Raw genomic sequence first — 24,167 nt, 5'->3', positions numbered from 1 at the left:
GCTATCATATATCCGTCAGGCATAGCTGGTAGCACATGCTCATGATGCAGCCGTTATCACGTAGCTGTCTGGTCGCAGCTTGCTATCACATGCCCGTGACGCAGCCGTTATCACTTAGCTTTTATTACGCTGACTGTCCTATTATACCCGCGTGCCTTTTTGCTGGCATGGGATTTTATGGTTTATAGAGTAACCTTTCTCTGGAAATTTCGTCTGGTGAATAAGGAGAGTGATTATGATGATTGCGATAAAAAGAATCCGGGGCGTCCTGCTCATGTTCCTGTGTGCCCTGCTTGTCTTCATGACACTACTGACCGTACGTCCGCAGGTTACCTATGCCTGTTCTTGTGTCATACCAGCTCCGCCGCTGGAGGCTTTGGAAGACAGTGCGGCTGTGTTTGAAGGCACCGTAATATCGGTCGCCAAACCATCCGGAATTATCCAATCCAGCGCTGATCCCATGCAGGTTACCTTTCAGGTGGGTGCCCGCTGGAAGGGTGATTTGGGTAATCAAGTGACCGTAAGTACGGCGCAGTCCGGAGACAGCTGCGGCTTTGAATTCGCCGAGGGTGAACGCTACATGGTTTATGCAAGAGGAGCGGAAGCAGATGGAAACCTAGCGAAGGGGAATGAAGAACAGAGTGAGCTGACTACGAGCCTGTGCAGCCGGACTGCCCTGTATGCTGACGCGCAGGAAGATCTGAATGAGCTGGGGCCAGGTACCGGCGGCGGGTCGCCGACAGCGCCGCCGGAGACCGCTGAAGGTGATGCACCTTCAGTACCTGTAGACAACCATTCAGCAACAGCACCATGGCTGCTATATGTGGGAGCGGGTGCGGGGATGGTGATCTTGATAGCACTAGGGCTAACCTGGCAGCGCCGTCAGAGTAACAAATCGCGAAAATAGTGTAAGGCAGATTAAAGCGGGATGAGGCGGAGTAAGATGTGACGGGGGGAAGCGACGTTGGAGGATACCTGAGCAACGCGGCTAGTTTGTTGGAGGAATGGGAGCTTCATATCAATAAGAAGGGAGGCTCATGGCTAAACGCTATAAGTCTCCCTTCTATTATGCTCATAGCGCAGGCGAAGCAGGAGAATGTCCGCACTCTAACTCTAGCGCCAAGGCTGATAGAGCCGGTTCTCCGTAAGCCAGTCTATCATTTCCTCCACACATTCCTCTGGTGTACGCTCTGCCGTGAGCAGCCTCAGCTCCGGGCGGTCCGGAGCCTCATAAGGATCGGAGATCCCGGTGAAGGCCGGGATTTCACCGGAGCGGGCCTTGGCGTACAGCCCTTTGACATCCCGCGCTTCACAGACGGGGAGCGGGCAGTCTACATAGACCTCCACGAACCCCGGCAGCTCCCGGCGGGCATAGCTGCGCATGTCGGCATAAGGGCTGATCACCGAGACCACGGTGACCACGCCGTGCCGGTTCAGCAGGCCGGCAATATAGACCGCCCGGCGGATATTCTCGAACCGGTCCTCGCGGCTGAAGCCGAGGCCCCGGCCCAGTGTGCGCCGCAGCTCATCACCGTCAAGCCACTCCACTGCCCGGCCCTGCTCCTGCAGCCGGTCCTTGAGCAGAGCGGCAAGCGTGGACTTGCCCGCTCCGGACAGGCCGGTGAGCCATATCGTTACCCCTGTTTGTGTCTGAGCATGTAGCTGAGCCGTCATTGCTTTGTCCTCCCGTAACTTTTGGCTTCATTGTAAGCACATTGTAGCCATATTGTAGCCACATTTGCTCTATCCATTGAACGGTACTCTTTCGAAATAGCGGCCTGGGAGATAGAACCAGACTTCTGCTCGAAGCCAAGAACCTCATCCGACAATAACTGTATTTACTACAACTAAAGTCACCAGCCATTGTCTTTCCAATCTAATAGCTGCACTTTCTACAACTAAAAGGACTGACTTTCCCCAAAGGAGGGCCTTAGGCCATTTTTAGTTGTACAGAATACACTTATCCGCACAAATCCGGTGTTTATCCTCCTTTTAATTGTACGAAATACACCTATTCGTGGCCTCTCTGCGTCTGCATTCCCCCACATATAAGAGAAATTGTGTTTGGAACTCGCCCTACCTTAGCGGTATCTATCCATCGCCGTGTCAATTCTATCGAATCTGCCAACCTAACCCGCCAATCCAATCCGCCAACCCAACCCGCTCACCGCTGAATCCCCATTTCCCTCATTTCGTCTGGGATTCTCTCTCCCGCGCCGTAAGGAATCCGCTCCAGCAATCCGGAGCCGTAAATCTGCTCCAGGCCGAGCTCCGGCATATGGATATAGCCGATGTAGCAGTCGCAGACCTTCATCCGGCAGCTGCGCTGCGCAGCAAGTCCTTCGAGACCATCGCGGTAGAGGTTACCGATGACCGCGCGGTCCTTGTAGCAGCGTTTCACGAGACCTGCCCCTTGCACATAGAAGACGTTGCTGCCTGTATTGCAGCTTTTGCCCAGACTGTCGTAGTCAACGGCATTGATCCGGAAATAAGGATCTATCCCGCTAAGGAAGCCTACATCCTCTGGCGTATAATAATCCGGCTTGTCCTTGTAGGCGTTCACCCACAGATAGACATCCTCCGGCAGGGCGGCACGCAGCGAAGCAATAGCGGGAAAAGCACCATGTACACCTACACTGCCCACGCTGAAGGGAATGCCTTGCCCGTATACAGTCCTGCACTGCGCCAGGAACCGTTCCTCACTCACCTGACCGGGATGATAGGTCGCCCAGAAGGCTGCTTTGGCCGGATTCAGCTCTGCGGTGAAATCAAGCCGGGCCGACAAATTCGTCTGGATGGCGACTTTGTCCACATGCTCCAGATGGGATAGAGTGATTAGCGCGTCCCGGTACCAGCGGTGTGTCAGTCCTTCGCCGTAGGGATTGAAGAAAATAGACAGCCGGTGGCCTGCCGCTCCCTGCTCCGACACCCAGCGGACGAAGGCCGTAAGATGCTCACGGTCTTTGGCGAGGGTGGCGGCGCTGTCTTTTGTTTTGCCGAAGGGGCAGTAAGGGCAGTCATAGTTGCAGGAGGAGAGGGAGCCGCGGTAGTAGAGGACCGCTTTCATGGCAGGATGAACCCTTCCATCTGCTCCCTGATCTCGCCGGAGATGAACCAGTCACCGATGGAATCGGAGTAGCCGAGACCGCCCGGAGTAAGCCGCAGGATGCCCTCTTCATCCGTGGCGAACCCGCTCTGCACCAGCAGACCCAGCTCGGGATGATCTTCCCATAGCGTAGAACCGAATCTCCGGCTGTAATCTGCCACGGTGAGACCTTCGCTATGCAGGATAGCTTTGAGAATGAAGCGCCGTTTCTGTTCTGCAAGGCTCAGTACAATCCCGTAGTCAGCAGTATCATAACGTTCGGCTGCTACATAGTCAGCGATGATGCTCTCCGTGGCTTTGCGGCTGACGCCGTAGCGGGAGGCATAATGCACATTCCGGGTATAAGAGCGGGCACCGCAGCCAAGGCCGACCATGCCTTCCTCCTGGCAGCTGTAATCGAGAATATCTTTAGCAGTTCCAGCGTTCTCCTTGGCGAACCTGCGCATCGAATATTGGCGGTAACCGTGCTCTGCCAGCAGCTGGCCTGCGGCCTGATAGCATTCATGGCGGATATCAGTCTGGCGCAGCAGATCGCCCGGCTTCACAATCGTGTGCTCACGGGTGTAGAGCGGATAGATGAAGATCTCCTCCGGCTCATGCAGCAGCGCCTGATTCAGCGAATACAGCCATGATTCCACCGTTTGACCCGGAAGCCCATAGATCAGGTCCAGATTGAGGATGGGAAAATCATATTTACCCAGCAGCTCAAGCGCCCGGTATACCACGTCCGGGTCCTGCGGCCGGTAGATGGCAGCCGACTCAGCGGCCACGAAGCTCTGAATCCCCATGCTGACCCGGTCGACGGTATGCTCCTTCAGGATCGACAGCTTCTCCTCTGTCAGTGTCTCGGGTGAGGTTTCGACGGAGATGGAGGTGGCCGCGAGGTCTACACCCATGATATCCGCAGCAATGCCGAACAGCCGGTTCAGCTGCGCGGGAGCCAGCAGGCTTGGCGTTCCGCCGCCGATGGCGAAGCGCGCATAAGGCTTGTGACGGGTAAAAGCAGCCCACTGCTTCGCCTGCCGTTCCAGCGCATCCACGTACTCGGCGTGGACATTCGCTCTTTTGTCAGGCAGGGTGAACAGGTTGCAGAAGCCGCAGCGAGCGCCGCAGAAGGGAATATGCATATATAAGAAAAAACTCTCCGCAGGCTCGTCCCGCCACAGCTCCTCTAAAGAAATGGGGGCTGCGAACTCGCGGTAAGCGGTTTTGTGCGGATAAGAATAAAGATAATTGCGGTAAGGATTGGCCGTAATCTGCCCGGTCCATTCCTGAAGCTCCCCGGAGGAGAAGGGAGGACTTTCGTCATTGCTCTTATGATGAAGGGATTGCCGGATTGACGTCATACGTTCTCCTTCCTTTTGCGGGATAGTACAGCTATATAAGAAATTCGCGGTAAGGAACATTCCATACCGTTTCATGCGCGAGCCGGTGGCCCTGGTAGCCGTCTTCGCCGTAAGCTTCTCCATGATCGGAGAACGCCAGGCAGAACACCGGGTTACCGCGTTCGCGGAAGGCAGCAAACAGCCGGCCTAGTTCACCGTCGGCATAGCGGAGGGCAGCGCGCTGGCTGTCCACGGAATCACGCTTCGCACCCGGCAGGAACATATGATTCGGGCCGTGGATCGCCGAGACATTCAGGAACATGAACAGACGCTGGTCAAGCGGTGTATTATTCAATATTTTGAGCGCGTGATTCACCTGATGTTCGGTCGAGCGCGGGTTCGTCACCCCGAACGTCATCCGCCAGTAGCTGTGCTGGAAGTAACCGGGCAGGACACGGGCGAGGGGAACTTTTTTGCTGAAAAAGATTACCCCTCCTATACACACCGTCTGATATCCCGCCGCTGCCAGCCCGGACACCATATCCGGCGTATCGAACAGCCAGGTATGGGGATGGGTCTTGAGCCCGGTATTCCGGGAATGGAAGAGCCGCACATGCTCAGCCTTATTCGTAGTGGCCGGAGTGGGCAGGAATCCGCCGAAGAAGGCATGATGGGCTGCATAGGTGAAGCTGCCGGGCGTATGCCGCTTTTCCCAGGAACCGCTGCCGCACAGGTTGGGGCAGTTGGCTTCCTCCAGAACAGCGGCATCATAGCGCAGCGTATCGAGCGTAATCATTAAGATATCGTGGGTGCCGACAACGGCATTCATATCGGTCATAGGGCCAGGTTCCTCCCGGATAGCTGTTTCATTTCCCATTCATAGGTGCTGCAGCCGTGGTATTCCACATCGTACAATAAGTCGCCAAAAGGGTTCACATCCGCCGTATACGTCCGCCCGGTGCTCCCCATGAGTACATCAATTCCCGCCACGGAGGAACGCGGAAAAGCAGCCAGAGACTGCTCGGCCGTCTGCCGTACCTCTGCCTGCATGTCCTCCGTGAGTCCGGCTTCGGCCGGAGTCATCCGGCGGCTGCGCAGATGCAGGTTCGTAATCGGTGTACGGCTTACCCGTGCAACCGAGTGGCAGGCCACACCGGCAACAACCAGCTGGCGGATATCGAACGATTGCCCGTCCGCGCCGGGCTTCGGAATCCACTGCTCGGCATAGGCGCCGTGGCGGTAGAGCCAGTTGATGATTCCGGTGAGGAGCGCAGAGTCCGTATAGCGCCGCAGCTTGCCGGAATTATAATACACCGGGGGACGGGTGATATAGCTCTCGACCCCAATGGTAGTGACCGCCACCTCAGCTCCCGTTGCCGGATTGAGCTGATAGGCAATGACGCCGGATGCGGCTGAGCCGCTGGCCAGCTTGATGAATACGCGGTGCATCCGCTGCGAGAGCATCAGCCCGCGGAGGGAGGCGTAGTCCACGGGGGCTTCTCCGCTGCTGCCCTTAAGCGGCCGGGGAATAGGAACGCCAGCCGCAGCCAGAAGCTGCTGCGTCCGGCGTTTGTCGGTCATCGCGGCGATCTCGCCGGGATGGTTGGTCCAGCGGGCGGCGGGCAGGAGCTGCCCGGCTTCACGCTGAATCCGGGCCAGCAGCCGGCAGTAGCCGCGGAACCACTGGGACGGATGATGCAGCACGCCGGGCATATCCTTGAGTGCGCCGGCCGCCTTGAAGCTCAGCGGACGGAGGTCCGGCTGGCCGCCGTAAGGATGCAGCGAGTCGTCTGCGTCCGGCGCATCCGGCGCGCCGAGCGCGATCAGGGCGCGCTCGGTTTCGAAGCTGCCGCCCGGCGACTCCAGCCGCAGCAGCGGCGGGGCCGTGGCCGGGGCATGAGCTGCGGGGGCAGGTGCGGCCAGCCTGGATTGCCGGCTGCTATCGCGGCCTTGGGCAGCCGGCTCTGTCAGGTCCGGCTGCCTGTCCGGTGCCGGTGAATTAACCTGTGCTTGTCCCTGCAATGCATCCAGCACCCGCATTCCATCAACCCGCTGCCCTGCCTGCCCGGACATTCCGCCCATCGGCTGCTCCTGCTCCGGCAGTATGTCCAGTCGCTGCCCCGCCTGCTCCAGCAATTCAGCCAGCGGCTGGCCCTGCAGCAGCCCGGCGTACGGAATCAGGACCGCCGGAGGCATGCCGAGGCGGCTTCGCGCCTGCCGGATGCCTTCCGAGCGCCTGTCGCCGGGATTGCAGAACACAATCAGCGGCTCTGCGGGTGGCATCACTCGGTGATCGACGGATAACGCCAGTCATCCTCGTCGTCGCTTTTCTGCTGGTCACTGACATCGGCAGGCAGTCCGCTGTTCTTCCAGCGCTGAATCATTCCGTCAGACATATAATGATGGCTCAAGTTGAGCAGCTTTAGTCCTTTGATCTTCCCGCTGGCGAGCAGCGCCTCGGCGCCGGTATCGCTAAGGGTTCCGAGTGACAGGTCGAGTGTCTCGAGCTGATCCAGAATAGGTGCATCGGCTAGGGCTGCGGCGATTTCATCCTGGATTTCACTATTTTTGAGTCCCAGATAGGTAAGCTTGGGGAACTTTCCGGGGGCGATCAGCGGATACAGGTCTTCCAGACCGCCGTCAAAGCCGTAGTTGTCCACGCCTAGATATAATTCGAGCTTTTGCAGATTCGGCAGATTGGCGGCGGCGATATCGGCCAGGACATTTTTGCCGAGTCCGCCTGTTATAATAATCAGTTCTTCGAGCTTCTCATGCTGCAGCTGGCTCAGCTGCAAGTTCGTGCCGCCCTGCGCAGTCAATGACTGCAGCTCCGGATAAGCGGGAAGCAGCGGCGAGAGGTCAGTTTGGGTAATCCACGAAATTTCACATTCCTCATACCCCATTTCCCCGATAAAAAGCCTGCGCAGCGCAGGGAAACTTGCACTGTGCTTCACCAGCGCCTGGACGGCATCCTCTGAGCTGTTCTCGTAGGCTTGCCCCCAATCGCCAATCGTCAGACTGCTTACTTCAGCGGCTTCGGGGCTTTTGCTCAATTGTTCAATCTCCGTCTCTATCCGCTTACCTTCTTCAAATGCATCGTAATCGATACTGAGCTTCACTGCTGTCATGAACATTCCCTCCCGGAAAATTATGGCTTCCAAATCACCCTAACATTAAGCAGATGGGGAGTCAAATGGCCATGACGGAAGGTTACGGGAGAGGGTTTGTCGGCAGCTGGAGCGGTAGGGTAGCAGGGACATGAGAGTAGGATGAGGGTGTGTGGAGAGTAGCTGTAGAGTAGCTGTAGAGTAACTGAATAGTGGTAGGAGAGTAGCAGGTGAGTATCTGGAGAGTAGGAGTAGAGCAGTAGTAGAGGTGCTTGTAGAGTAGCTGGAGAGTAGGAGAGTAGCAAGAGAGTAGCTGGAGAGCAGATGGAGAGCAGATGTAGAGTAGGAGTAGAGCAGTAGTAAAGGTACTTGTAGAGTAGCATGGGTGTAGCAAGAGAGTAGCTGGAGAGCGGATGTAGGGTAGGAGTAGAGCAGTAGTAAAGGTACTTGTAGAGTACATGGGTGTAGCAAGAGAGTAGCTGGAGAGCGGATGTAGAGTGGGAGTAGAGCAGTAGTAAAGGTACTTGTAGAGTAGCATGGGGGGAGTAGCAAGAGAGTAGCTGGAGAGCGGATGTAGAGTGGGAGTAGAGCAGTAGTAAAGGTACTTGTAGAGTAGCATGGAGTGTAGCAAGAGAGTAGCTGGTAAGCAGATGTAGGGTAGGAGTAGAGCAGTAGTAAAGGTACTTGTAGAGTAGCATGGGGGAAGAGTGGCTTGAGAGGCTGATTTTCGCAAACTTATGGAGTTTTAGGTATCTGCAGAGTAATTTTAGGCTTTTGCGTGCGCGAAATGAAGTTATGCAGCCCGTATGTAACGCTTCTCCTAACAAATGTTGCACAAATTACAACTTTGAGGTAGAGATAACGGTACATTAGAGAGAATTGTTGTAGAAAATGCAAGAATTTCTACATGAATTCAATGAAAATAAGGGAAATGTTGTATTCTGTACAACAATTTTGATTTTTGCCGCTTATCGCGATGGGATTGTTGTATTTCGTGCAAGATTTTGAAGGGAGGAAGGGGAGGGGGCCGCACAGCGTCCCGCCCGCGCGTCCGGCTCCATTGCCCCGCCCCGTCGCCCCGCCCAGCGTCCCGCCCGCGCGTCCGGATCCATTGCCCCGCCCCGTCGCCCCGCACAGCGTCCCGCCCGCGCGTCCGGCTCCATCGCCCCGCGCCGTCGCCCCGCACAGCGTCCCGCCTGCGCGCCCGGCTCCATTGCCCCGCCCCGTCGCCCCGCACAGCGTCCCGCCTGCGCGTCCGGATCCATCGCCCTGGCTCGTCGCCTCTCTCCATCGCCCGGCTCCCCGCCTTAAGCGGCATGCCATCATACCCAGCCGATCAGCCGGGCTGCGGCTGCAACCAGGTAGGTTACCGCGATGGCGATGCCGAGCGGAATGACGGCGGAGAGCACTGCCCACTTCATGCTTTTGGTCTCCTTGTAGATGTTCACCAGCGTGGTGCCGCAAGGATAGTGAAGCAGGGAGAACAGCATCATATTCAGCGCCGTCAGCCAGGTCCAGCCGTGGCTCAGGAAGATATCCTTGATACTGCCAAGACCTTCGATATCAACCATGGCACCCGAGGACATGTAGCCCATCAGCAGGATCGGCAGCACAATTTCATTGGCCGGCAGCCCGAGGATGAAGGCCATGATAATAAAGCCGTCCATACCGAGCAGCTGAGCGAATGGATCGAAAAATGCAGCCATATGGTTAAGCACGCTCTCTCCGCCGACAAACACATTGCCGAGAATCCAGGTGATGATACCAGCTGGAGCGGCGACGACGATAGCACGGGTCAGCACATTCAGCGACTTCTCTTTGGAGGAGCGGACAATGGTCTTCCAGATCTGCGGGCGGCGGTACGGCGGAAGCTCCAGCGTGTAATGGGTAGGCACACCGCGCAGCGCTGTTCTGGACATGACCCAGGATACACTCAGAGTTACGGTAATGCCGACCAGCACGATGCCCATCAGTACCAGCGCTGTGGAGAACGTACGCAGCATTCCTGTTGTCGCCGCGCCGACCATGAACATGGAGGAGAGCAGGATAAGTGTCGGCCACCGGCCGTTGCAGGGCACGAAGTTGTTGGTCAGAATAGCCAGCATCCGTTCACGGGGCGATTCAATAATGCGGGTCGAGAGGATGGCGGCTGCGTTGCAGCCGAAGCCCATTGACATCGTTAAGGCCTGCTTGCCGTGGCCGCCGGATTTCTTGAACAGGCGGTCCATGTTAAAAGCTACACGGGGCAGATAACCGAAATTCTCCAGCAGCGCAAACACCGGGAAGAAAATCATCATCGGCGGCAGCATGACACTGATGACCCACGAGGTTCCGCGGTACAGTCCGAGCACAAGGACGCCATGCAGCCAGGCCGGCGCATGAACAGCAGTGAATCCTGCAGTCAGATAACCTTCGATCCAGCTGAAGAGGGAGGCCAGCCAGCTTGAAGGATAGTTGGCTCCGGCAATCGTAATCCAGAATACCAGGCCGAGACCGGCAAGCATGATGGGGAAGCCCCAGAGCTTGGAGGTAACGATATTATCCAGTTTATAGGTGCTGCCCAGCTTCTTTTTATCTTGATAGGTGACTGCATCGCTGCAGATGCCGGCGGATACGCCGTAGATCCCGCTGACAATCTCATCGCGGATTCCCCCTTTATCAGCCAGCTTCTTAGCGGCTGCGAGCAGAGAATCCACCGGGTCGTGACCATTAATGGCATGCGGTGATTCCATGGCCGACCACCTCCTCACTTACGGGAATATCCTTGCGGCTCATGCGGGCTTTGAGTGAAGTAAGCAGGCTGTGATCACCATCCAGCAGCCGCAGGGCAATCCAGCGGGCGGGGTATCTCGAACCGATGGTCTGCTCAACCATAGGAATCAGCTCGGCAATGCCTTGCTCAATGTCAGAGCTGTAGGTGATTTTCAGCGGCTCTGCCTTGAATGCACCCGTGGCCACGCGCTCGATTTGATCAAGAAGCGCTTCAATACCAATTTTGTTACGGGCAGAAATAGCGGTTACGGGAACGCCGAGCCTCTTGGAGATCCGCTTCAGATTGATATCAATTCCAAGCCGGCGGGCTTCATCGATCAGATTGATGCAGACCACGGCGCGGCCGGTGATCTCCAGTACCTGCAGGGCAAGGTTAAGATTGCGTTCCAGCGAGGTAGCATCCAGGACCACTAGCGTTACATCCGGCTGTTCAAAAATAATATAGTCCCTCGCAGCCTCTTCATCGGCGGAGTTGGAGTAAAGCGAGTAGGTGCCCGGAAGATCCACAGCCAGGTACGTGTGGTTCCTGTGGGAGAACCCGCCTTCGGCGGTGACTACGGTTTTGCCTGCCCAGTTGCCGGTATGCTGGCGCATGCCGGTCAGCAGATTGAACAGCGTGCTCTTACCCGTGTTGGGATTGCCTGCAAAAGCGACCGTGTACTGGCTCATCTTTCACCGCCTCCAATTAATTGACCATAGATTAATGAGCTCTCTTCCCGGCGCAGGGCAATCGTTGTATTGCTTACCCGGAATGCTGTAGGATCTCCCAGCGGGCTGCGCCGCAGCACTTCTACAGCATTGCCGACGACGAATCCCAGATCAAGCAGTCTTCTCCGCAGCACGCCCTGAACTTCAATGCCGCTGATGCGCAGCGTACTGCCGTTCAAAGCTTCTGACAATGGAATAACGGCTTCAGCCATAAGATCTCCTTCTTTCGTATGAAATGGAATGAATGAATATATAGCCATAAGTATGGAGTATGCATTTATATAGTGTATTGTGCACGCGGCATAGATTATTGCGGCCTGCCACAATATTAGTATATGTAAATAATTTTGTCCTTGCAACAAGAATGTTTCCCTAGGGAAAGAATAAAATAATCCCTGCTATAAAAGCGGCACGAGCCTCTTTATAGCAGGGATAGCGGAAGAGTAATAAATTAGAAGAGTCTATTCTGTGGTGATACTTGTTTGAATATAACGGAGGCTGTCTGCTGCTTACTCCCGGCTGCCAAAATCCAGGGTGCGGCCGGTTTCTGCCAGCGTCTTCGTATTGCTGAGAATCTGCCACCATGAACTGTTGCTGGCATCGTAGGAAGGGTCGTCCGGATGCCAGTCTCCATGAACCAGTGTCAGCCTGGTACAGCCGCCCGCCGGCTCCAGCTTCCAGGAGATGACAGACTCATAACCCTCTCTATTCGTGAGATAAGAGGGACCGGTCTTATGGGAATAGCGCAGCGTCTGCTGCGGAACATATTCGAGCAGAGTGCCGTAGACATGCACCGTTTCTTCCCCGGCAGCCCCCGGACCTACATACTCCAGCTGTTCACCCACAACAAAGCTGGAGCGGATCACACTCCCGTAATAGATTTGCCGGACCTTCTCCGGGGAGACTAGAGCCTCCCATACCTCTGCAGCGGCAGCACCAATATAGAAGTCATACTTCAATTCTCTCATTCCCTGTTCCTCCTGGCATTATTGGATTCATGAACAATATACACAAGGATCACTGACAGCTGCAGTCAGTGATCCCTCAGGAGATTAAGAATCCTTATAATGTTCGGCGAGATCCGCAGCAACCCTGGACAGCTTGTGCTTGAGGGATGCGGGTTCCACAATGGCCAGCGATTTTCCGTAAGGCAACAGGAAATAAGGGGCGAAGCTGTGTAAGGCAGCCTGATTCAGCAGAAAGCGGGCACTTCCCGTGCTGCGCCGCTCCAGCGTATGCCCGAATAGCCAGTGACTGCACAGATCGTTCAGGGTGGCTTCGGCCGCTTCGATGACCACAGCGGTTAACTCAGAGTCCTGCTCCGTTGCAGCAGGAAGCAGCCTCTGCAATAAGAAATCCCGTGCCGAGAATCCGTCAGGACGAAGGAAGGCTGCCCCTGTCCGCTGCAGTCCGATGATCCGGTCCACCCGGAAGTTGCGGATATCCTGGCGCAGATGGCAGAAGCCGGAGAGATACCACTGGCCCTTCCACATCACCAGACCATAAGGGTCGATGCAACGGGAGGAAACAGAGGTACCGTTCCCCTTACGGTATTCCATCTGAAGAGAGAGACTCTCCGCAGTGCAGACTTCCAGTTCTTCAAGCAGCAGCGAAGGGTGCTCTCCAGGGGAGTGGAGGATCGCAAGTCCGCTCTCATGGCGTTCCATCTGCGACAGCTGGGCCTCATTGCTGTAACGCTTAAGCTTGGCAATTGCCCCGTCGAGCGCATCAACGTAAGGGTAGCCGCTCCCCCTGGCAAAAGCAGATGCCTGTACAAGTGCCCGCCGTTCTCCATCATTGAAGAATAGCGGAGCGGTGCTGAAATGCTCGGGCAGCCAAAAGCCGCCGCCCGGCCCGGCATCGGCCTCTACAGGGACACCGCTGGCGCACAGCGCATCGATGTAGCGGTAGATCGAACGGACGCTTAGTTCAAGCTCGTCTGCCAGTTCGGCGGCCGTTCTTTTGCGCTGCTTCAGCATCCAGAGTATAGACAACATATAATCGGCTTTGGCCAATGGCTTGAACCTCCTAGGCAGAATGACTGATCTAACAGCCAGTTTACCTTCAACAACCCGTTTTGCCAACCTTCTGCAGCGCCGCCGGGTAATGTAGCCTGGCTGGGAACGGCTTACGAAGTGGATCTCTTAAACCCGCTGCGCACCAATATGGAAATGGCCAGCAGCAGGGGGATAGCGACCTGGAACACCGGATCAAGCTTGAGGCTGGGGCCCAGGCCGATGGCGATATGCTGCGTGTAGTCGCGCTCCAGAAAGGAAGCTCCATAGATCATAGCGCCTACCGGAAAGACCCACCATTTGGCCGGTTTGCCGGTTAGCTCCGCAATAGCTTTTACCGAACAGAAATAGAAGAGCATCATCTTAATCAGCAGTCCCAGAAAGAGCTGGATGGTCACCAGGATATCGAGCCGTTCCACAAACTTGAGGTTCGACAAGGTCCGGACAGTTTTGAGAAAAGGCAGCTGGCTGCTCCCTGCTATTGCGGGACCGAGAACAGCCACATTGAGCGCGTTCATGAAAATCAGGAACAGGCTGATCAAGAGATAGGCGTTCAACGTATATTTTACCGGCACACCGGGCTTCTCCCATAAGGACCACAGCATCAGGAATACGATCATCTGCCCAAACGGGAACGAGACGATATCCGGCAGCGCGGCTTTGACGATAGGCATCAGTCCGCCCTCCATGACCGGAGCCAGCCGGCCGAAATCAATTGATCCCATAATTCCCAGCAGCACAACAAGCACAATGTAAAAGAAGATCATCACCGGCAGCAGAACCTCCGGCAGCCGGAAAATAACCTCTGCCCCCTTCCAGATCGCATAGAGGGCAAGAAGCACAAAGACTAACATCGTTACGGCCATCGGGGTTCTTGGCAGCATGGTGATTGCTGTGAGCTCACCTAAATCACGGACATTACGCATGGACTGATAAGCAAAATAGAGGACATAGACCCCGCCGATGAATGAGCCGGCAAACCTGCCGAAATGAAATTTCAGCATTCCAATCAGATCTGTATGCAGAGAACGGTGCTGAATCCACATCAGAAGCAGAAGCAGGATGAATCCGGCGGCTGAACCCGTACACATTGCCAGCCACGAATCCTGTTTGGCCTTGCCTCCAAGCAGGAACAGCGGCGTGCTGCCGATTTCAAACAGCATAATCATGAACGCAATTTGCAGGGAGGACACCTGTTCTTTTTTGGGCATAATCAGCATTCAGCCTCCTAACCAATAGATTATTGCCCTGCCGATAGGCTGAAAGAACGCCGTATACAAGATCCCGACACTAATGAAGGGGGTTCTTGTCATTCCGCAAATATTAATATAAGCGCAATAGACAAGAATGCAGCCCAGCCACAGGCGGTGCAGCTGGCGGCCCTTTCCCCGCAGTCTGGTGCAGCCCCATAAGAAGGCAAGAATATAGAGTATAAGAGTTATAGCTATTTTCATAGTGAAGCTCCTTTACTCTTGCTGGACAGACTTGAACGATTTATTGCTGAGGCCTGTCCGTTCAATCTGGAACGAGACATGCGGGCGGATCTCAATCTCCTGAAATACGCTGTCCCAGCTTTTTTCCTTCTCTATCTGCTTCCAGCGCTTGCGGTCGCTGCGGTGGACTCTTACCGCAAAGCCTGTGACATCTGCGCCGAGCTTTTTAACCTCCGTCCAGGAGTTATTCACGAGATCGAGTACCTGCCGTTCGAGGGATGCTTCCATTTCACTGATCGCTTTACGGTCATTCAGATCCATAACGCTGCCCAGCTCTGTTAATACCCCGCTCCCCTTGATGTCTATATCCATGATGAAATGGTCTTTAGCCCAGACGGGATGTACATTAGTCCAGGAATTCTGGAGGATGAACGAGGCGTCAAGCTTGTCGCTCTTCCGGGGTTGGGAAGCGAAGGCGATGGTTGCGGTCTCGATATTGTCTGTCATAAAAGACAAGCCGAAGGCCTGTTTCTGGCTGAGCCAGCCCACAAACTTCTCGCCTTTGATTACACCCAGTCTGCCCAGCGCCAGGCGTGAAGGCAGATCTGTCCGGCCGGTCTCGCTGGTCTCATCCATAATATCCGGACCCGTAAGCAGAATCTCCGGCAATACCGCACTCCCGGACTCAGAGGCGAGGGACATCGCCAGCTCAAACAGGCGTGTACCGGGATAATAGGACAGCAGCCGCGACTCCTGTTCAATCATGAGCTGGATACCGGCGCCCTGGTTTTTGGTCAATTGCATCAGCTGATCCAGGATATCGCCTGCTTCGCCTTTGGAAATGAACACATATACGGTTTCCCGGGCATCCTGCTTGCGCAGGAACATGTCGATCAGCTGATTGATGCCATGCTTGGCCAGACTTTCCCCGATGACCGTAATCCGCGAATGGGAGAAGAACATCTCACGCGTGCTGGTCAGATTGGACCGCTCGATTGCTTCCATAATCGTCCGCCCTTTTACTGTATAGGTGACAAACGGCGGTGAGCTTGTGCTTCCACCTCCGCTGCCGCCCATCCCGCTTGCACCGGATGAGGGGTTGATGACCTGATAGGTGGCTTTCCACTCGTTATTCTCCCAGTCGTAGGCCGAACCGGAGGTAACCCCCAGCTCATTCAGCTCCCGGTCATCCCAGCAGCCGGAGAGAAGAACGGACAGAAGCGGGAGACAGAGGATGAGGCACAGCGCCGTTCTCTGTGTATTCATGTTTCCAACTCCTTCCGCTTGGATCTCGACTTCTGGACCCGGTACAGCAGGATAGCCCCCAGCGGCACGAGCACATTGAACAGGAAGAAGACCACGAAACGTCCTTCCTTGTTGTAGATATTAAGCTTGGCCGAGCTTTGCCAGGAGAACAGGCATTCCAGCGCAATGAGCAGACCGAGCGCCCCGATAAAAGGCCGGCTGCTATTCACCCGGAAAGTCTGCTTGAAGCATTCTACTGTCACAAACAGGAAGATCGCGAATTTCAGATAGATGGACAGCACCCAATAGGAAATGAACAGAATATCCAGCTTCTCTATGAAACTTCCGATCCTGATAATGCCCACGGTAGAGAAGCCCGGATAGGTGCTGAGCTTGATGAAATCCGGACCGAACACCATCAGGGCAGTGATCAGGGAGAACATCATCAGAACAGAGACGAACAGCAGTCCGGTCCAGCCGATAATCCGCGCTCTCTGCGGATATTGCAGGTAAGGAGCCAGAAACAGCAGCACGGCCACTTCAGACATCCAGGTGGTTGGCGTCAGGCTGGCCAGCGTTAATTCAGCCAGGTTATGATCGAACATCGGCAATAAATTATGCACATTCAGATCGCTTAACAACCCGAACAGGTACAGGGGGACGAAGACGAAATAGAGCAGAATAACCAGGGTATTCACTCTGGCGATGGATTCGATGCCTTGTCTGACCATATATATCGTGATGAAGAGAATCAGGATCACGAGTACGGTGACCGGTGTGTTGATCAGTACATTGTCTTTGATGAAATTGACGAATTCACGCAGGATCGTTGCCGTAGTATCCAGATAGTATTGCAGCATCAGCAGACCGAGAATGGTGGATACAACCGGAGAGCTTTCCTTCCTGATCCAGTCCAGAAAAGGAGCGCCATTGCTGTTCTGAATCACAGTCCCGACAATTGCAGCAATAAGCAGCCCGGCCAAGGTGGACATAATAATCGCCATTGGCGCATCTTGCTCCGCATAGGTGCTAATAATGATGGGCAGCACGACGGTAGCCGTCGGCAGAATCGTATTAACAACCAGCATGGCTGCCTGGGTGGTGCCGATTTTTCCATTCATGCTGGACCCTCCTCCTGAGGTTTCGGCTGTTCCGGTGCTCCTTGATTCGCTCCTTCAACAGGCTGAGGCTTCTGGTTCGGCCCTTGTCTGCGGGTTTCTTTGCCGAGATCGGTCTTGGGACGCATAGTCATGCTCCATAGCGGAACGCGGATGAAGATATCCTTCAGATAACGCGGAATCATCGGCGCTACCGGAGACAGATAGGGAACGCCGAAGGAACGCAGTCCTGCCATATGAATCAGGAGCACCATCATGAAGGACATGATGCCAAACAAGCCAAGCGTTGAAGCGATGAACATCATTACAAAGCGGATCAGCCGGATGGAGTTGGCGATCGCCAGTGACGGAATCACAAAGTTCGAGATGGCCGTAAAAGAAACCACAATAACCATAGCCGCCGAGACAAGCCCGGCCTGAACGGCAGCCTGGCCCAGCACCAGCGCGCCGACGATGGAGATAGCCGGTCCGATGGTGCGCGGCATGCGCACCCCCGCTTCGCGCAGCACATCGAAGGTGAGCTCCATGAGCAGCGCCTCAGCCAGTGCGGGCAGCGGCACCCCTTCACGCTGGGCAGCGAGACTGATCAGCAGGGTGGTCGGCAGCATTTCCTGGTGAAAGGTAGTGACTGCAATATAGAGTGCGGGCAGCAGCATCGACACAAAGAAAGCCCCGTAGCGGATCAGCCGCAGAAAGGAGGAAATGTCATACCGCTGGTAATAATCTTCACTGGACTGGAAGAAGTTGAAGAAGGTAGACGGCGCCAGCAGGGCAAAGGGGGTGCCGTCAATAATAATCCCGATTTGTCCTTCCAGAATGCCTCCGGCCACCGCATCGGGACGTTCGGTGTTCTGAATAGTAGGGAAGGGGGTCAAGCCGCCGTCCTGAATGAATTCTTCAATATAGTTGCTCTCCAGAATGGCATCCGTATTAATGGCATCCAGCCGGCGGCGGATTTCTGTCAGCACCTGTTCGCTGGCGATGCCCTTCAAATAAATGATGGCGATTCCGGTCTGGGTACGCTGGCCGATTTTATATTCTTCGATCCGCAGATCGGTAGTTTTGAGCCGGCGGCGCAGCATGGAGGTTCCCGTGCGCAGACTTTCCGTGAAGCCCTCCTTCGGACCGCGGATGACACCCTGAGAAGTAGGTTCGTTGATGCTTCTTTTCTCCCAGCCGGAGGTATCCGCAGCCAGTGCTACCTGAAGTCCTTCGAACAGAATCAGCGTATAGCCTTCAAAGAGCATAGCCAACAGCACTTCCAGCGTCTTGCCTTCCTTGACGCCCCCGACCGGCAGCATCTGATCCTTGATCATGCTAAAAGCCGCTTCGGCGGTAATTGAATCTCCTTTCAACGTCACATTCTCCATCAAGGGCTGGAGCACCGTCTGGTTGACAGAATCGGCATTCACCAGGCCGTCAATATATATGAACGTAAGGGAAAGGGAGCTCAAGGATTCATTGGTGAAGTTGCGGATGACGATATCCGAGCTGCTGCCGATCCTCTTTCCGATTTCCTGCAAATTCACTTCAAGTGAAGGGTTCAGGGGGAGCGGTGCGGGTACAGAGGTTTCCACGGGATCTTTACCTGTCTTCCGGCCTTTCTGCTGATTCTGCGGCATCTTCGGGGCTCCTTTCTGCTGGATTCTGGATTCTTTGGCTGTATTATCCCCCGCAGGTGGATTCCTTATTCTGCCTGATTTACGGAATCAGTAGGTGAAATCCAGGCTTGTGAACGCGAAAAAGGCATTTCTCCAACCTGTTCAGGATGGTAGAAATGCCTCCATATAGATGCTTATGGCCAGATACTATTTGGTCTGGACGACCAATGCATTGCTGATCAGGCGGCCGGGGGTGGTCAGATATTTGCCGTTATAGTAGAGACCACTGGAGGCGCCGCCATCCAGATTCATCGCCTGGTACGCCCCTGCCTGCTTCATAATTTCCGCCAGCTGGGGGATGGTCGCCCCGCCGGAGGTCAGCAGAATCAGCTTGTGGTCGCGCGTCAGGCCCAGCGCACTGCGGGAGCCTCCGCCTGTCAATATCTTAGGGTCCTTGAAGCCCTCGGCGAGCACATTGAGGGATACCTTGCCGTTCACCAGCAGCCGGGGGCCTGCCTGCAATGCTCCTTGAATGGAGCCGCTGTCGAAGCGGTTCTTGAATTCACTGCCCGGAATCAGCTCAGCCAGAAGGTTGCCGTCATAGGCAAAGACCGTCCGCTTATCTCCGGGGCTGTTCTTCAGCATCTTGCCGCCGCTGATAATATAGCCGTAGGGAGCATAATAGGTGCCTTTGGTGTAGGCATCGAAGAAGGTGCCGTTGATGGCGGCTGCGGCATTGCTGCGCTTAGCGATGCTGGCGAGCGCTTCTGTCTTGCCGACAGTATTTCCGGCAAGAACGGCATCCAGCTTCACTGACGGATGCAGCAGGGAGACCGTAACGGTCTGCACGGAGAAGGAACGTCCGCCGACCTTGTATGTATGTTTGCCGCTGACTACAGCAGGCGTACCGCTCTTGATCAGGGCGCCATTCTGCACGGGCAGGGTGGCTGTTGCCTCGCCGCTCGTGAGCTTGAGCGATGCGGAATCTTTATTCCACTGGAGCTGTATGCCAAGCGTCTGGCTGACGAGAGACAACGGAATATAAGTCATGCCATTCTCGCTAAAGGGACGTTCGCCCAGGGTAACGGGCTTGCCGTTGACGGAGGCTCCGGCCGTGCCTGGAGTGAAGGTAACAGACAAATCATCGCGTGTTACCTGGATCTGTCCTCCGGCAGAGCTTACTACAGACTGGATGCCGGCGAAGCCGTTCAGGAATCTTAGCGGAATGAACGAATGGTTCTCCTTATCTACATAGACGGCAAGTTTGGCTGGTGCCGCCGCAGCGGCCCGGGATTGCAATGGGGACAGAAGTACAGCAAGCAGACAGAAAGCGGTGAAGAGGACGGACATTCTTTTCATAGTAAACGAAATCTCCTTCAATTTGTAGCAGTATAACTGCAGTTTAGGATGAATCTGGAACGGACTCCAGAAAGAAGCACTTGAAATACTATAATATAGCGGGCTCTCTTGACCGTCAATGGAACATGCATAGAGAGGAATGTTCGTCTATAATGAAATCACTTACGGATATTGGCACAAAGGCGGGAAGCGATGATAACAAGAATAGGCTTGATTCGGCACGGCAGCACACTCTGGAATCAGGAAGGCCGGATACAGGGCCATACGGATAATCCTCTGGACGAGGAGGGCTTCCGGCAGGCAGCCGTACTTGCAGAGCGTCTCAGCAGTGAATCGTGGGATTATATCTATTCAAGCGATATGCTGCGGGCCAGACAGACGGCGGAGGTCATTGCCGGGAGACTGGGGATTCCGCTGGCTGGTCTGATCCCGGGGATTCGGGAAATGAACGGCGGGTTAATAGAAGGGACTACGGAGAAGGAGCGGATCGAGCGGTTCGGCAGCGGGTGGAAGACGATGGATATGAAGCTGGAAAGCCGGGACCTGGCCCAGGAGCGGGGTGTCCGGGCTGTTGAGGAGGTTGCCGCCCGCCATCCGGGGCGCAATGTCCTCATAGTCAGTCATGGCGCCATTCTGCGCAGTACGCTGGCAGGACTTGTTCCCTCACTGGATCTCAGTGTAGTGCTGAAGAATACTTCAATTACCCGTATGATCAGAGATGCCGGCGGCTGGACCTGCGAACTGTACAATGGCGTGGAACATATGAACGAATAGACAGTCTGGACGATTCTGGAATACAAGAGAGTCTCCCGTGCAAAGGGCGGCTCTCTTCCATATGTCCCAGAACATACCATCGCAAATCCTGCAGCTTTTGCCGATAATATTCTTAGCATTTATGCAAAGTCTGGCCTTACCTGCCGGAAATGTTCAGAATATGTTCAGACTAACCCTGTACAGTAGCGCTTAAAAGCGATAAATCATATGATTATCAAAGGAGGGCAGAGTAATTTGGAAGAGGCCCGGAATTATATACTGGCTGTATTATCTATTCTCATTGGAGTACTAACGGTGTACAGCATCCTCAGGCTGACGCGGAATTTCTCCAAATGTCACCAAAGAGCCCGCGCGGTCCGCACGAGCCTGGTTGTACTAGTTATTAGTGCAGGTCTTGGCAGCATGCACCTGCTGGGCAAGAGAACTTTGTCGGGGTTCACCGCTGAAGATAGCAATCTGTTTATTACTATGGCACTCTATGTGCTTACGCTCGCCGGAATATTGTACCTGTTCCTGCGTGTGCGTATGCTCCTCGGAGAGCGCGAGCAGCTGAAAGAACTGGCCTACCGGGATACCTTAACCGGACTGCTCAACAAGAATGGAATGGATCATTTCTGGGATCACTGCAAATCAGGCGAACAGCTTGCGGTATTATATCTGGACCTTAACCGCTTCAAATCGATTAATGATACGCTCGGCCATCATGCGGGGGATTTGCTGCTGGAAGCCGTTGGCGGCAGTCTGCAGCAATTTTCGCGTAAAGGCAAACGACATATATTCAGGGTAGGCGGGGATGAATTCGTCATCATCGCCAAACGCTGCAGCCGCAAGGATGCGGAGCAGCTGGCCCTTAAGGTTCTGGAGAATATCACCCGGAATTATAAGTTGGAGACGCATGAATTGTTCGTATCCGCGAGCGTCGGCATCACTATGAGCCAAGGCAGAATTGACCGGAAGCGGCTGCTCCAGGAAGCTGATTCCGCTATGTACAATGCCAAGCAGCTGGGCAGCGGGCGTTATGCGGTCCATAAGCAGGAGAATAGTCTTCCTCCTGTGAAGCTGGTCAGCAGCTCCAGAGCCCAGTAGCTTGTGAAATCCTGCCCAAAATACAACATTTTGCTCATGAAATCGGCCCTAATCATCAAATGTTGTATGAAATACAGCATTTCCCCTCATTTAAGCCGATTAGCGGGAGAATTCTTGTATTTCGTGCAATAATTCTCCCGGACAGCTGGGCAGGTGGCAAGCAAAGTTGCAGTACGTTCAACATTAATACCGGGGCCAGCAATGAACCTGGTATGAGGCGGGTACGAGCCAGGTATGAGACAGGTATGAGACAGTGATAGCTTTACGCAGAAACGGATACCATCCCTTAGAGGACGGTATCCGTTTCTGTTTGGTACGGCTGCTGCCTGAGTGCTTCAGACGGCTCCTGATCCGGAAGCAGCAGCCACTCCGGCCTTTTTGCCAATACTATAATCCCTGGGCTGCCAGCAGCCCGGCAAGTACATCCGGGTGATCGGTAATGATGCCGGCCACTCCGGCCTCAATCAGATAGGTCATCTGTTCGGGATCATTTACAGTCCAGGGATGATAGACGATTCCGCTCTCCGCTGCATCGGTGACGAACTCCGGCAGAACGGAAGAGTAATGGGCATGCAGCGCATCCGCCTGAAGCGTAGCCGCATAATCCCACGGACGGTATAAGCCTTCGCCATACAGTATGCCGGTGCGGATCTCCGGTGCCAGCGACTTGCAATAAGCAAGGGAGTAGTGGTTGAAGCTGGAGATGACTACCCGCTCACTCATGCCCTGCTCCCGTACAGCGGCTATTACCTTTTCCTCCATACCGGGATAAAGGAATGTGCCGTTCTTCAGCTCAATATTAAGTACTGTCTCACGTCCCTGAAGCAGATCCAGCAGCTCATCCAGTGTCGGAATCCGCTCTCCTGTGAACTCAGGACTGAACCAGGACCCCGCATCGACCTCCAGCACTTCACGAAGCGTCTTATCCTTCACATATCCGCTGCCTGTAGTGGTGCGGCTAAGATTCTCATCATGAATGATTACTATGGCTCCGTCACTCGTCATCTGCACGTCTGTTTCGATGCCGGTTGCGCCAAGCTCAAGACCCTTGCGGAATGCCGCCATTGTGTTCTCCGGGGCGACTGCGGATGCGCCGCGATGCGCGAAATTAATGATGTTCATGTACTGTAATTCCCTCCGTCTCTTGGTTGTGATGATGCCCGTGTTGGACGGGCCCCCTTGTAGTGTATTCCACATAACATGAAGAAACCCTGTCCGCAAGCAGCGAAAAGGGTGTGATTTCTTGGAAATTACCCTTGCACCGGCAGAAGCCATTAGAATGGGGGGTTAATTCCCAGCTCATTCAGGGCCGCAGCAGCAAGCTCTGCGAAATACCGTGCTGTCGGCAGCAGCGCCGATTCATCGACGTCAAAGCGCGGGTGATGAAGGCCGTAAACCCCTTCGGTACCGATGTTGACGAATGCGCCCGGCAGCTGCTGCAGATAAAAGGCGAAATCCTCGCCCCCCATCTGCGGATCAAGCTCAAAGACAGTGAGGCCAAGACGGGCCGCAGTCGCTGCGGCAAACCCGGCCCAGCGGGGGTCATTGACCGTTGCCGGCGGTCCGGGTATCCACTCAAGCTGTGCTTCAGCTCCTGCAGCGGCAGCGACCCCTTCGATAATCTGCCGGATCTGCCGTGGCACGGCTTGGCGGATGGCTTCATTATACGTCCGGACTGTGCCTTCCAGCTCTACAACGCCGGGCAGGACGTTCCAGGTGTTGCCGCCCTGTATCCGGGTTACGCTGACCACCACCGATTCAACCGCACTGGTAAGCCGGCTCACGATTGTCTGCAGCGAGGTGATGATCTGCGCCGCTGTTACAATCGTATCCTGGCCGCGTTCCGGCTGAGCTGCATGTCCTCCTTTGCCGAGAACCTTAATGACAAACCGGTCTACACCGGCAGTAAGTGCACCGCTGCGTGTTCCGAATGAGCCTGCTGGCAGGTCCGGGTTATTGTGCAGTCCAAAAATGGCATCTACTCCGCGGAGCCCGCCGGACTCGAGTACGGCTATGGCCCCATGCCCGGTCTCTTCCGCAGGCTGGAACAGTATTCTGACGGTCCCGGCAAGCTCGCTTTCCTGTGCCTTCAGCAAGCAGGCTGCGCCAAGGATGCCTGCCGTGTGGAAATCATGCCCGCAGGCATGCATCCTGCCGGGAATCACGGAGGAGAAGGGCAGCCCCGTATCCTCTTCAATAGGCAGGGCATCGATATCTGCACGGATGGCAACAACCGGGCCCCGGCCGCTGCCAATCTCGGCAATCAATCCTGTCTGCAGCGGAAGATCAAGCACAGTAATTCCCGCTTCAGCCAGCCAGCGGCGCAGCTTGTCAGTGGTCTGAAATTCCTCGTTCGACAGCTCGGGCTGCTGATGAAGCTCCCTGCGCACCTGAATCAAACGCTGAGCCAGCTGCTGTTCCTGATCTTGAGTTAATGACGGCATGGATGTACAGCCCCGCTTTCTCCAATTAATCTATCATTCCTGTAGATTCCTGATTAATCCGATTGATTTATTTA

At 55.0% G+C, this 24,167-nt stretch carries 21 protein-coding genes; 3 read left to right on the top strand and 18 right to left on the bottom strand.

The features are described 5' to 3' along the window. The first annotated feature begins 235 nt into the window (after positions 1 to 235). On the top strand, positions 236 to 907 hold the full coding sequence (locus NSU14_RS26095; RefSeq protein ID WP_340947768.1) for a hypothetical protein: 672 nt from the start codon (positions 236 to 238) through the stop codon (positions 905 to 907). A 206-nt stretch (positions 908 to 1,113) separates the two neighbouring features. Here NSU14_RS26095 and cysC read toward each other — a convergent pair whose 3' ends face one another. The 16 genes from cysC to NSU14_RS26015 all read right to left on the bottom strand — a co-directional run bounded on the left by cysC (position 1,114) and on the right by NSU14_RS26015 (position 19,789). Beyond that, entirely contained in the window at positions 1,114 to 1,674 is a 561-nt protein-coding gene (gene cysC, locus NSU14_RS26090; RefSeq protein ID WP_042134098.1) for an adenylyl-sulfate kinase, read from the bottom strand. A 490-nt stretch (positions 1,675 to 2,164) separates the two neighbouring features. Continuing rightward, positions 2,165 to 3,067 (bottom strand): STM4011 family radical SAM protein, encoded by a 903-nt coding sequence (locus NSU14_RS26085; RefSeq protein WP_340947766.1) that lies wholly within the window; start codon positions 3,065 to 3,067, stop codon positions 2,165 to 2,167. After that, a complete protein-coding gene (locus tag NSU14_RS26080; protein ID WP_076242305.1) occupies positions 3,064 to 4,452 on the bottom strand; it encodes an STM4012 family radical SAM protein in 1,389 nt (462 codons plus the stop codon). The genes NSU14_RS26085 and NSU14_RS26080 overlap by 4 nt, the downstream gene beginning before the upstream one ends. Before the next feature lie 31 nt (positions 4,453 to 4,483). After that, on the bottom strand, positions 4,484 to 5,269 hold the full coding sequence (locus NSU14_RS26075; RefSeq protein ID WP_336102064.1) for an STM4013/SEN3800 family hydrolase: 786 nt from the start codon (positions 5,267 to 5,269) through the stop codon (positions 4,484 to 4,486). Beyond that, the gene (locus NSU14_RS26070) at positions 5,266 to 6,714 is read right to left on the bottom strand and encodes an STM4014 family protein (protein WP_340948996.1); all 1,449 of its coding nucleotides are present in this window, start codon (positions 6,712 to 6,714) and stop codon (positions 5,266 to 5,268) included. The genes NSU14_RS26075 and NSU14_RS26070 overlap by 4 nt, the downstream gene beginning before the upstream one ends. After that, the gene (locus tag NSU14_RS26065) at positions 6,714 to 7,559 is read right to left on the bottom strand and encodes an STM4015 family protein (protein ID WP_340947763.1); all 846 of its coding nucleotides are present in this window, start codon (positions 7,557 to 7,559) and stop codon (positions 6,714 to 6,716) included. The genes NSU14_RS26070 and NSU14_RS26065 overlap by 1 nt, the downstream gene beginning before the upstream one ends. A 1,301-nt stretch (positions 7,560 to 8,860) precedes the next feature. Continuing rightward, on the bottom strand, positions 8,861 to 10,270 hold the full coding sequence (locus NSU14_RS26060) for a nucleoside recognition domain-containing protein (RefSeq protein WP_340947762.1): 1,410 nt from the start codon (positions 10,268 to 10,270) through the stop codon (positions 8,861 to 8,863). After that, positions 10,248 to 10,979 carry a FeoB small GTPase domain-containing protein gene (locus tag NSU14_RS26055; RefSeq protein ID WP_042134113.1) on the bottom strand — a complete coding sequence of 244 codons (732 nt, stop codon included), beginning with the start codon at positions 10,977 to 10,979 and terminating at the stop codon, positions 10,248 to 10,250. Before NSU14_RS26055 ends, NSU14_RS26060 begins: the two co-directional genes overlap by 23 nt. Next, on the bottom strand, positions 10,976 to 11,230 hold the full coding sequence (locus NSU14_RS26050) for a FeoA family protein (protein WP_340947761.1): 255 nt from the start codon (positions 11,228 to 11,230) through the stop codon (positions 10,976 to 10,978). Before NSU14_RS26050 ends, NSU14_RS26055 begins: the two co-directional genes overlap by 4 nt. Positions 11,231 to 11,527: 297 nt before the next feature. Then, positions 11,528 to 11,986: an SRPBCC domain-containing protein gene (locus NSU14_RS26045; protein ID WP_042134116.1), complete on the bottom strand. Its 459-nt coding sequence runs from the start codon at positions 11,984 to 11,986 to the stop codon at positions 11,528 to 11,530. An 84-nt stretch (positions 11,987 to 12,070) separates the two neighbouring features. Beyond that, on the bottom strand, positions 12,071 to 13,033 hold the full coding sequence (locus tag NSU14_RS26040) for a helix-turn-helix transcriptional regulator (RefSeq protein ID WP_042134118.1): 963 nt from the start codon (positions 13,031 to 13,033) through the stop codon (positions 12,071 to 12,073). Between the two features lie 113 nt (positions 13,034 to 13,146). After that, positions 13,147 to 14,244 (bottom strand): GerAB/ArcD/ProY family transporter, encoded by a 1,098-nt coding sequence (locus NSU14_RS26035; RefSeq protein ID WP_042140797.1) that lies wholly within the window; start codon positions 14,242 to 14,244, stop codon positions 13,147 to 13,149. A gap of 255 nt (positions 14,245 to 14,499) precedes the next feature. Beyond that, complete coding sequence (locus tag NSU14_RS26030; protein ID WP_340947760.1) at positions 14,500 to 15,732, bottom strand: Ger(x)C family spore germination protein; 1,233 nt, start codon at positions 15,730 to 15,732, stop codon at positions 14,500 to 14,502. Next, positions 15,729 to 16,832, bottom strand: a complete 1,104-nt coding sequence (locus NSU14_RS26025; RefSeq protein ID WP_340947759.1) for a GerAB/ArcD/ProY family transporter — start codon at positions 16,830 to 16,832, stop codon at positions 15,729 to 15,731. Before NSU14_RS26025 ends, NSU14_RS26030 begins: the two co-directional genes overlap by 4 nt. After that, positions 16,829 to 18,451 carry a spore germination protein gene (locus NSU14_RS26020; RefSeq protein WP_340947758.1) on the bottom strand — a complete coding sequence of 541 codons (1,623 nt, stop codon included), beginning with the start codon at positions 18,449 to 18,451 and terminating at the stop codon, positions 16,829 to 16,831. Before NSU14_RS26020 ends, NSU14_RS26025 begins: the two co-directional genes overlap by 4 nt. Before the next feature lie 186 nt (positions 18,452 to 18,637). Then, positions 18,638 to 19,789 carry a phosphodiester glycosidase family protein gene (locus tag NSU14_RS26015; protein WP_340947757.1) on the bottom strand — a complete coding sequence of 384 codons (1,152 nt, stop codon included), beginning with the start codon at positions 19,787 to 19,789 and terminating at the stop codon, positions 18,638 to 18,640. A gap of 192 nt (positions 19,790 to 19,981) precedes the next feature. Here NSU14_RS26015 and NSU14_RS26010 point away from each other — a divergent pair, with 192 nt between their 5' ends. Next, entirely contained in the window at positions 19,982 to 20,563 is a 582-nt protein-coding gene (locus NSU14_RS26010) for a histidine phosphatase family protein (protein ID WP_336102275.1), read from the top strand. Between the two features lie 234 nt (positions 20,564 to 20,797). Then, complete coding sequence (locus tag NSU14_RS26005) at positions 20,798 to 21,649, top strand: GGDEF domain-containing protein (protein WP_340947756.1); 852 nt, start codon at positions 20,798 to 20,800, stop codon at positions 21,647 to 21,649. Between the two features lie 387 nt (positions 21,650 to 22,036). On the opposite strand, the gene NSU14_RS26000 is transcribed toward NSU14_RS26005, so the two are convergent. Together NSU14_RS26000 and NSU14_RS25995 are read right to left on the bottom strand one after the other, a co-directional pair. Beyond that, positions 22,037 to 22,771, bottom strand: coding sequence for a glycerophosphodiester phosphodiesterase (locus NSU14_RS26000; RefSeq protein ID WP_076242310.1), 735 nt, complete (start codon positions 22,769 to 22,771; stop codon positions 22,037 to 22,039). 152 nt (positions 22,772 to 22,923) lie between these two features. Beyond that, on the bottom strand, positions 22,924 to 24,093 hold the full coding sequence (locus NSU14_RS25995) for an amidohydrolase (RefSeq protein ID WP_076242311.1): 1,170 nt from the start codon (positions 24,091 to 24,093) through the stop codon (positions 22,924 to 22,926). Positions 24,094 to 24,167: the final 74 nt, after the last annotated feature.

The organism is Paenibacillus sp. FSL R10-2771, assembly GCF_038000205.1.
Taxonomy (GTDB): Bacteria; Bacillota; Bacilli; order Paenibacillales; family Paenibacillaceae; genus Paenibacillus_AQ; species Paenibacillus_AQ phytohabitans.
This window is presented reverse-complemented; position numbering and strand designations above follow the sequence as displayed.

Bases quoted from the DNA above. Each gene is read 5' to 3' on its own strand.
- NSU14_RS26030 (WP_340947760.1), bottom strand. From the start codon at position 15,732: ATGAATACACAGAGAACGGCGCTGTGCCTCATCCTCTGTCTCCCGCTT.
- NSU14_RS26010 (WP_336102275.1), top strand. From the start codon at position 19,982: ATGATAACAAGAATAGGCTTGATTCGGCACGGCAGCACACTCTGGAAT.
- NSU14_RS26055 (WP_042134113.1), bottom strand. From the start codon at position 10,979: ATGAGCCAGTACACGGTCGCTTTTGCAGGCAATCCCAACACGGGTAAG.
- NSU14_RS26045 (WP_042134116.1), bottom strand. From the start codon at position 11,986: ATGAGAGAATTGAAGTATGACTTCTATATTGGTGCTGCCGCTGCAGAG.
- NSU14_RS26035 (WP_042140797.1), bottom strand. From the start codon at position 14,244: ATGCCCAAAAAAGAACAGGTGTCCTCCCTGCAAATTGCGTTCATGATT.
- NSU14_RS26075 (WP_336102064.1), bottom strand. From the start codon at position 5,269: ATGACCGATATGAATGCCGTTGTCGGCACCCACGATATCTTAATGATT.
- NSU14_RS26085 (WP_340947766.1), bottom strand. From the start codon at position 3,067: ATGAAAGCGGTCCTCTACTACCGCGGCTCCCTCTCCTCCTGCAACTAT.
- NSU14_RS26025 (WP_340947759.1), bottom strand. From the start codon at position 16,832: ATGAATGGAAAAATCGGCACCACCCAGGCAGCCATGCTGGTTGTTAAT.
- NSU14_RS26080 (WP_076242305.1), bottom strand. From the start codon at position 4,452: ATGACGTCAATCCGGCAATCCCTTCATCATAAGAGCAATGACGAAAGT.
- cysC (WP_042134098.1), bottom strand. From the start codon at position 1,674: ATGACGGCTCAGCTACATGCTCAGACACAAACAGGGGTAACGATATGG.
- NSU14_RS26065 (WP_340947763.1), bottom strand. From the start codon at position 7,559: ATGACAGCAGTGAAGCTCAGTATCGATTACGATGCATTTGAAGAAGGT.
- NSU14_RS26000 (WP_076242310.1), bottom strand. From the start codon at position 22,771: ATGAACATCATTAATTTCGCGCATCGCGGCGCATCCGCAGTCGCCCCG.
- NSU14_RS26020 (WP_340947758.1), bottom strand. From the start codon at position 18,451: ATGCCGCAGAATCAGCAGAAAGGCCGGAAGACAGGTAAAGATCCCGTG.
- NSU14_RS26015 (WP_340947757.1), bottom strand. From the start codon at position 19,789: ATGAAAAGAATGTCCGTCCTCTTCACCGCTTTCTGTCTGCTTGCTGTA.
- NSU14_RS26070 (WP_340948996.1), bottom strand. From the start codon at position 6,714: ATGCCACCCGCAGAGCCGCTGATTGTGTTCTGCAATCCCGGCGACAGG.
- NSU14_RS25995 (WP_076242311.1), bottom strand. From the start codon at position 24,093: ATGCCGTCATTAACTCAAGATCAGGAACAGCAGCTGGCTCAGCGTTTG.
- NSU14_RS26050 (WP_340947761.1), bottom strand. From the start codon at position 11,230: ATGGCTGAAGCCGTTATTCCATTGTCAGAAGCTTTGAACGGCAGTACG.
- NSU14_RS26095 (WP_340947768.1), top strand. From the start codon at position 236: ATGATGATTGCGATAAAAAGAATCCGGGGCGTCCTGCTCATGTTCCTG.
- NSU14_RS26060 (WP_340947762.1), bottom strand. From the start codon at position 10,270: ATGGAATCACCGCATGCCATTAATGGTCACGACCCGGTGGATTCTCTG.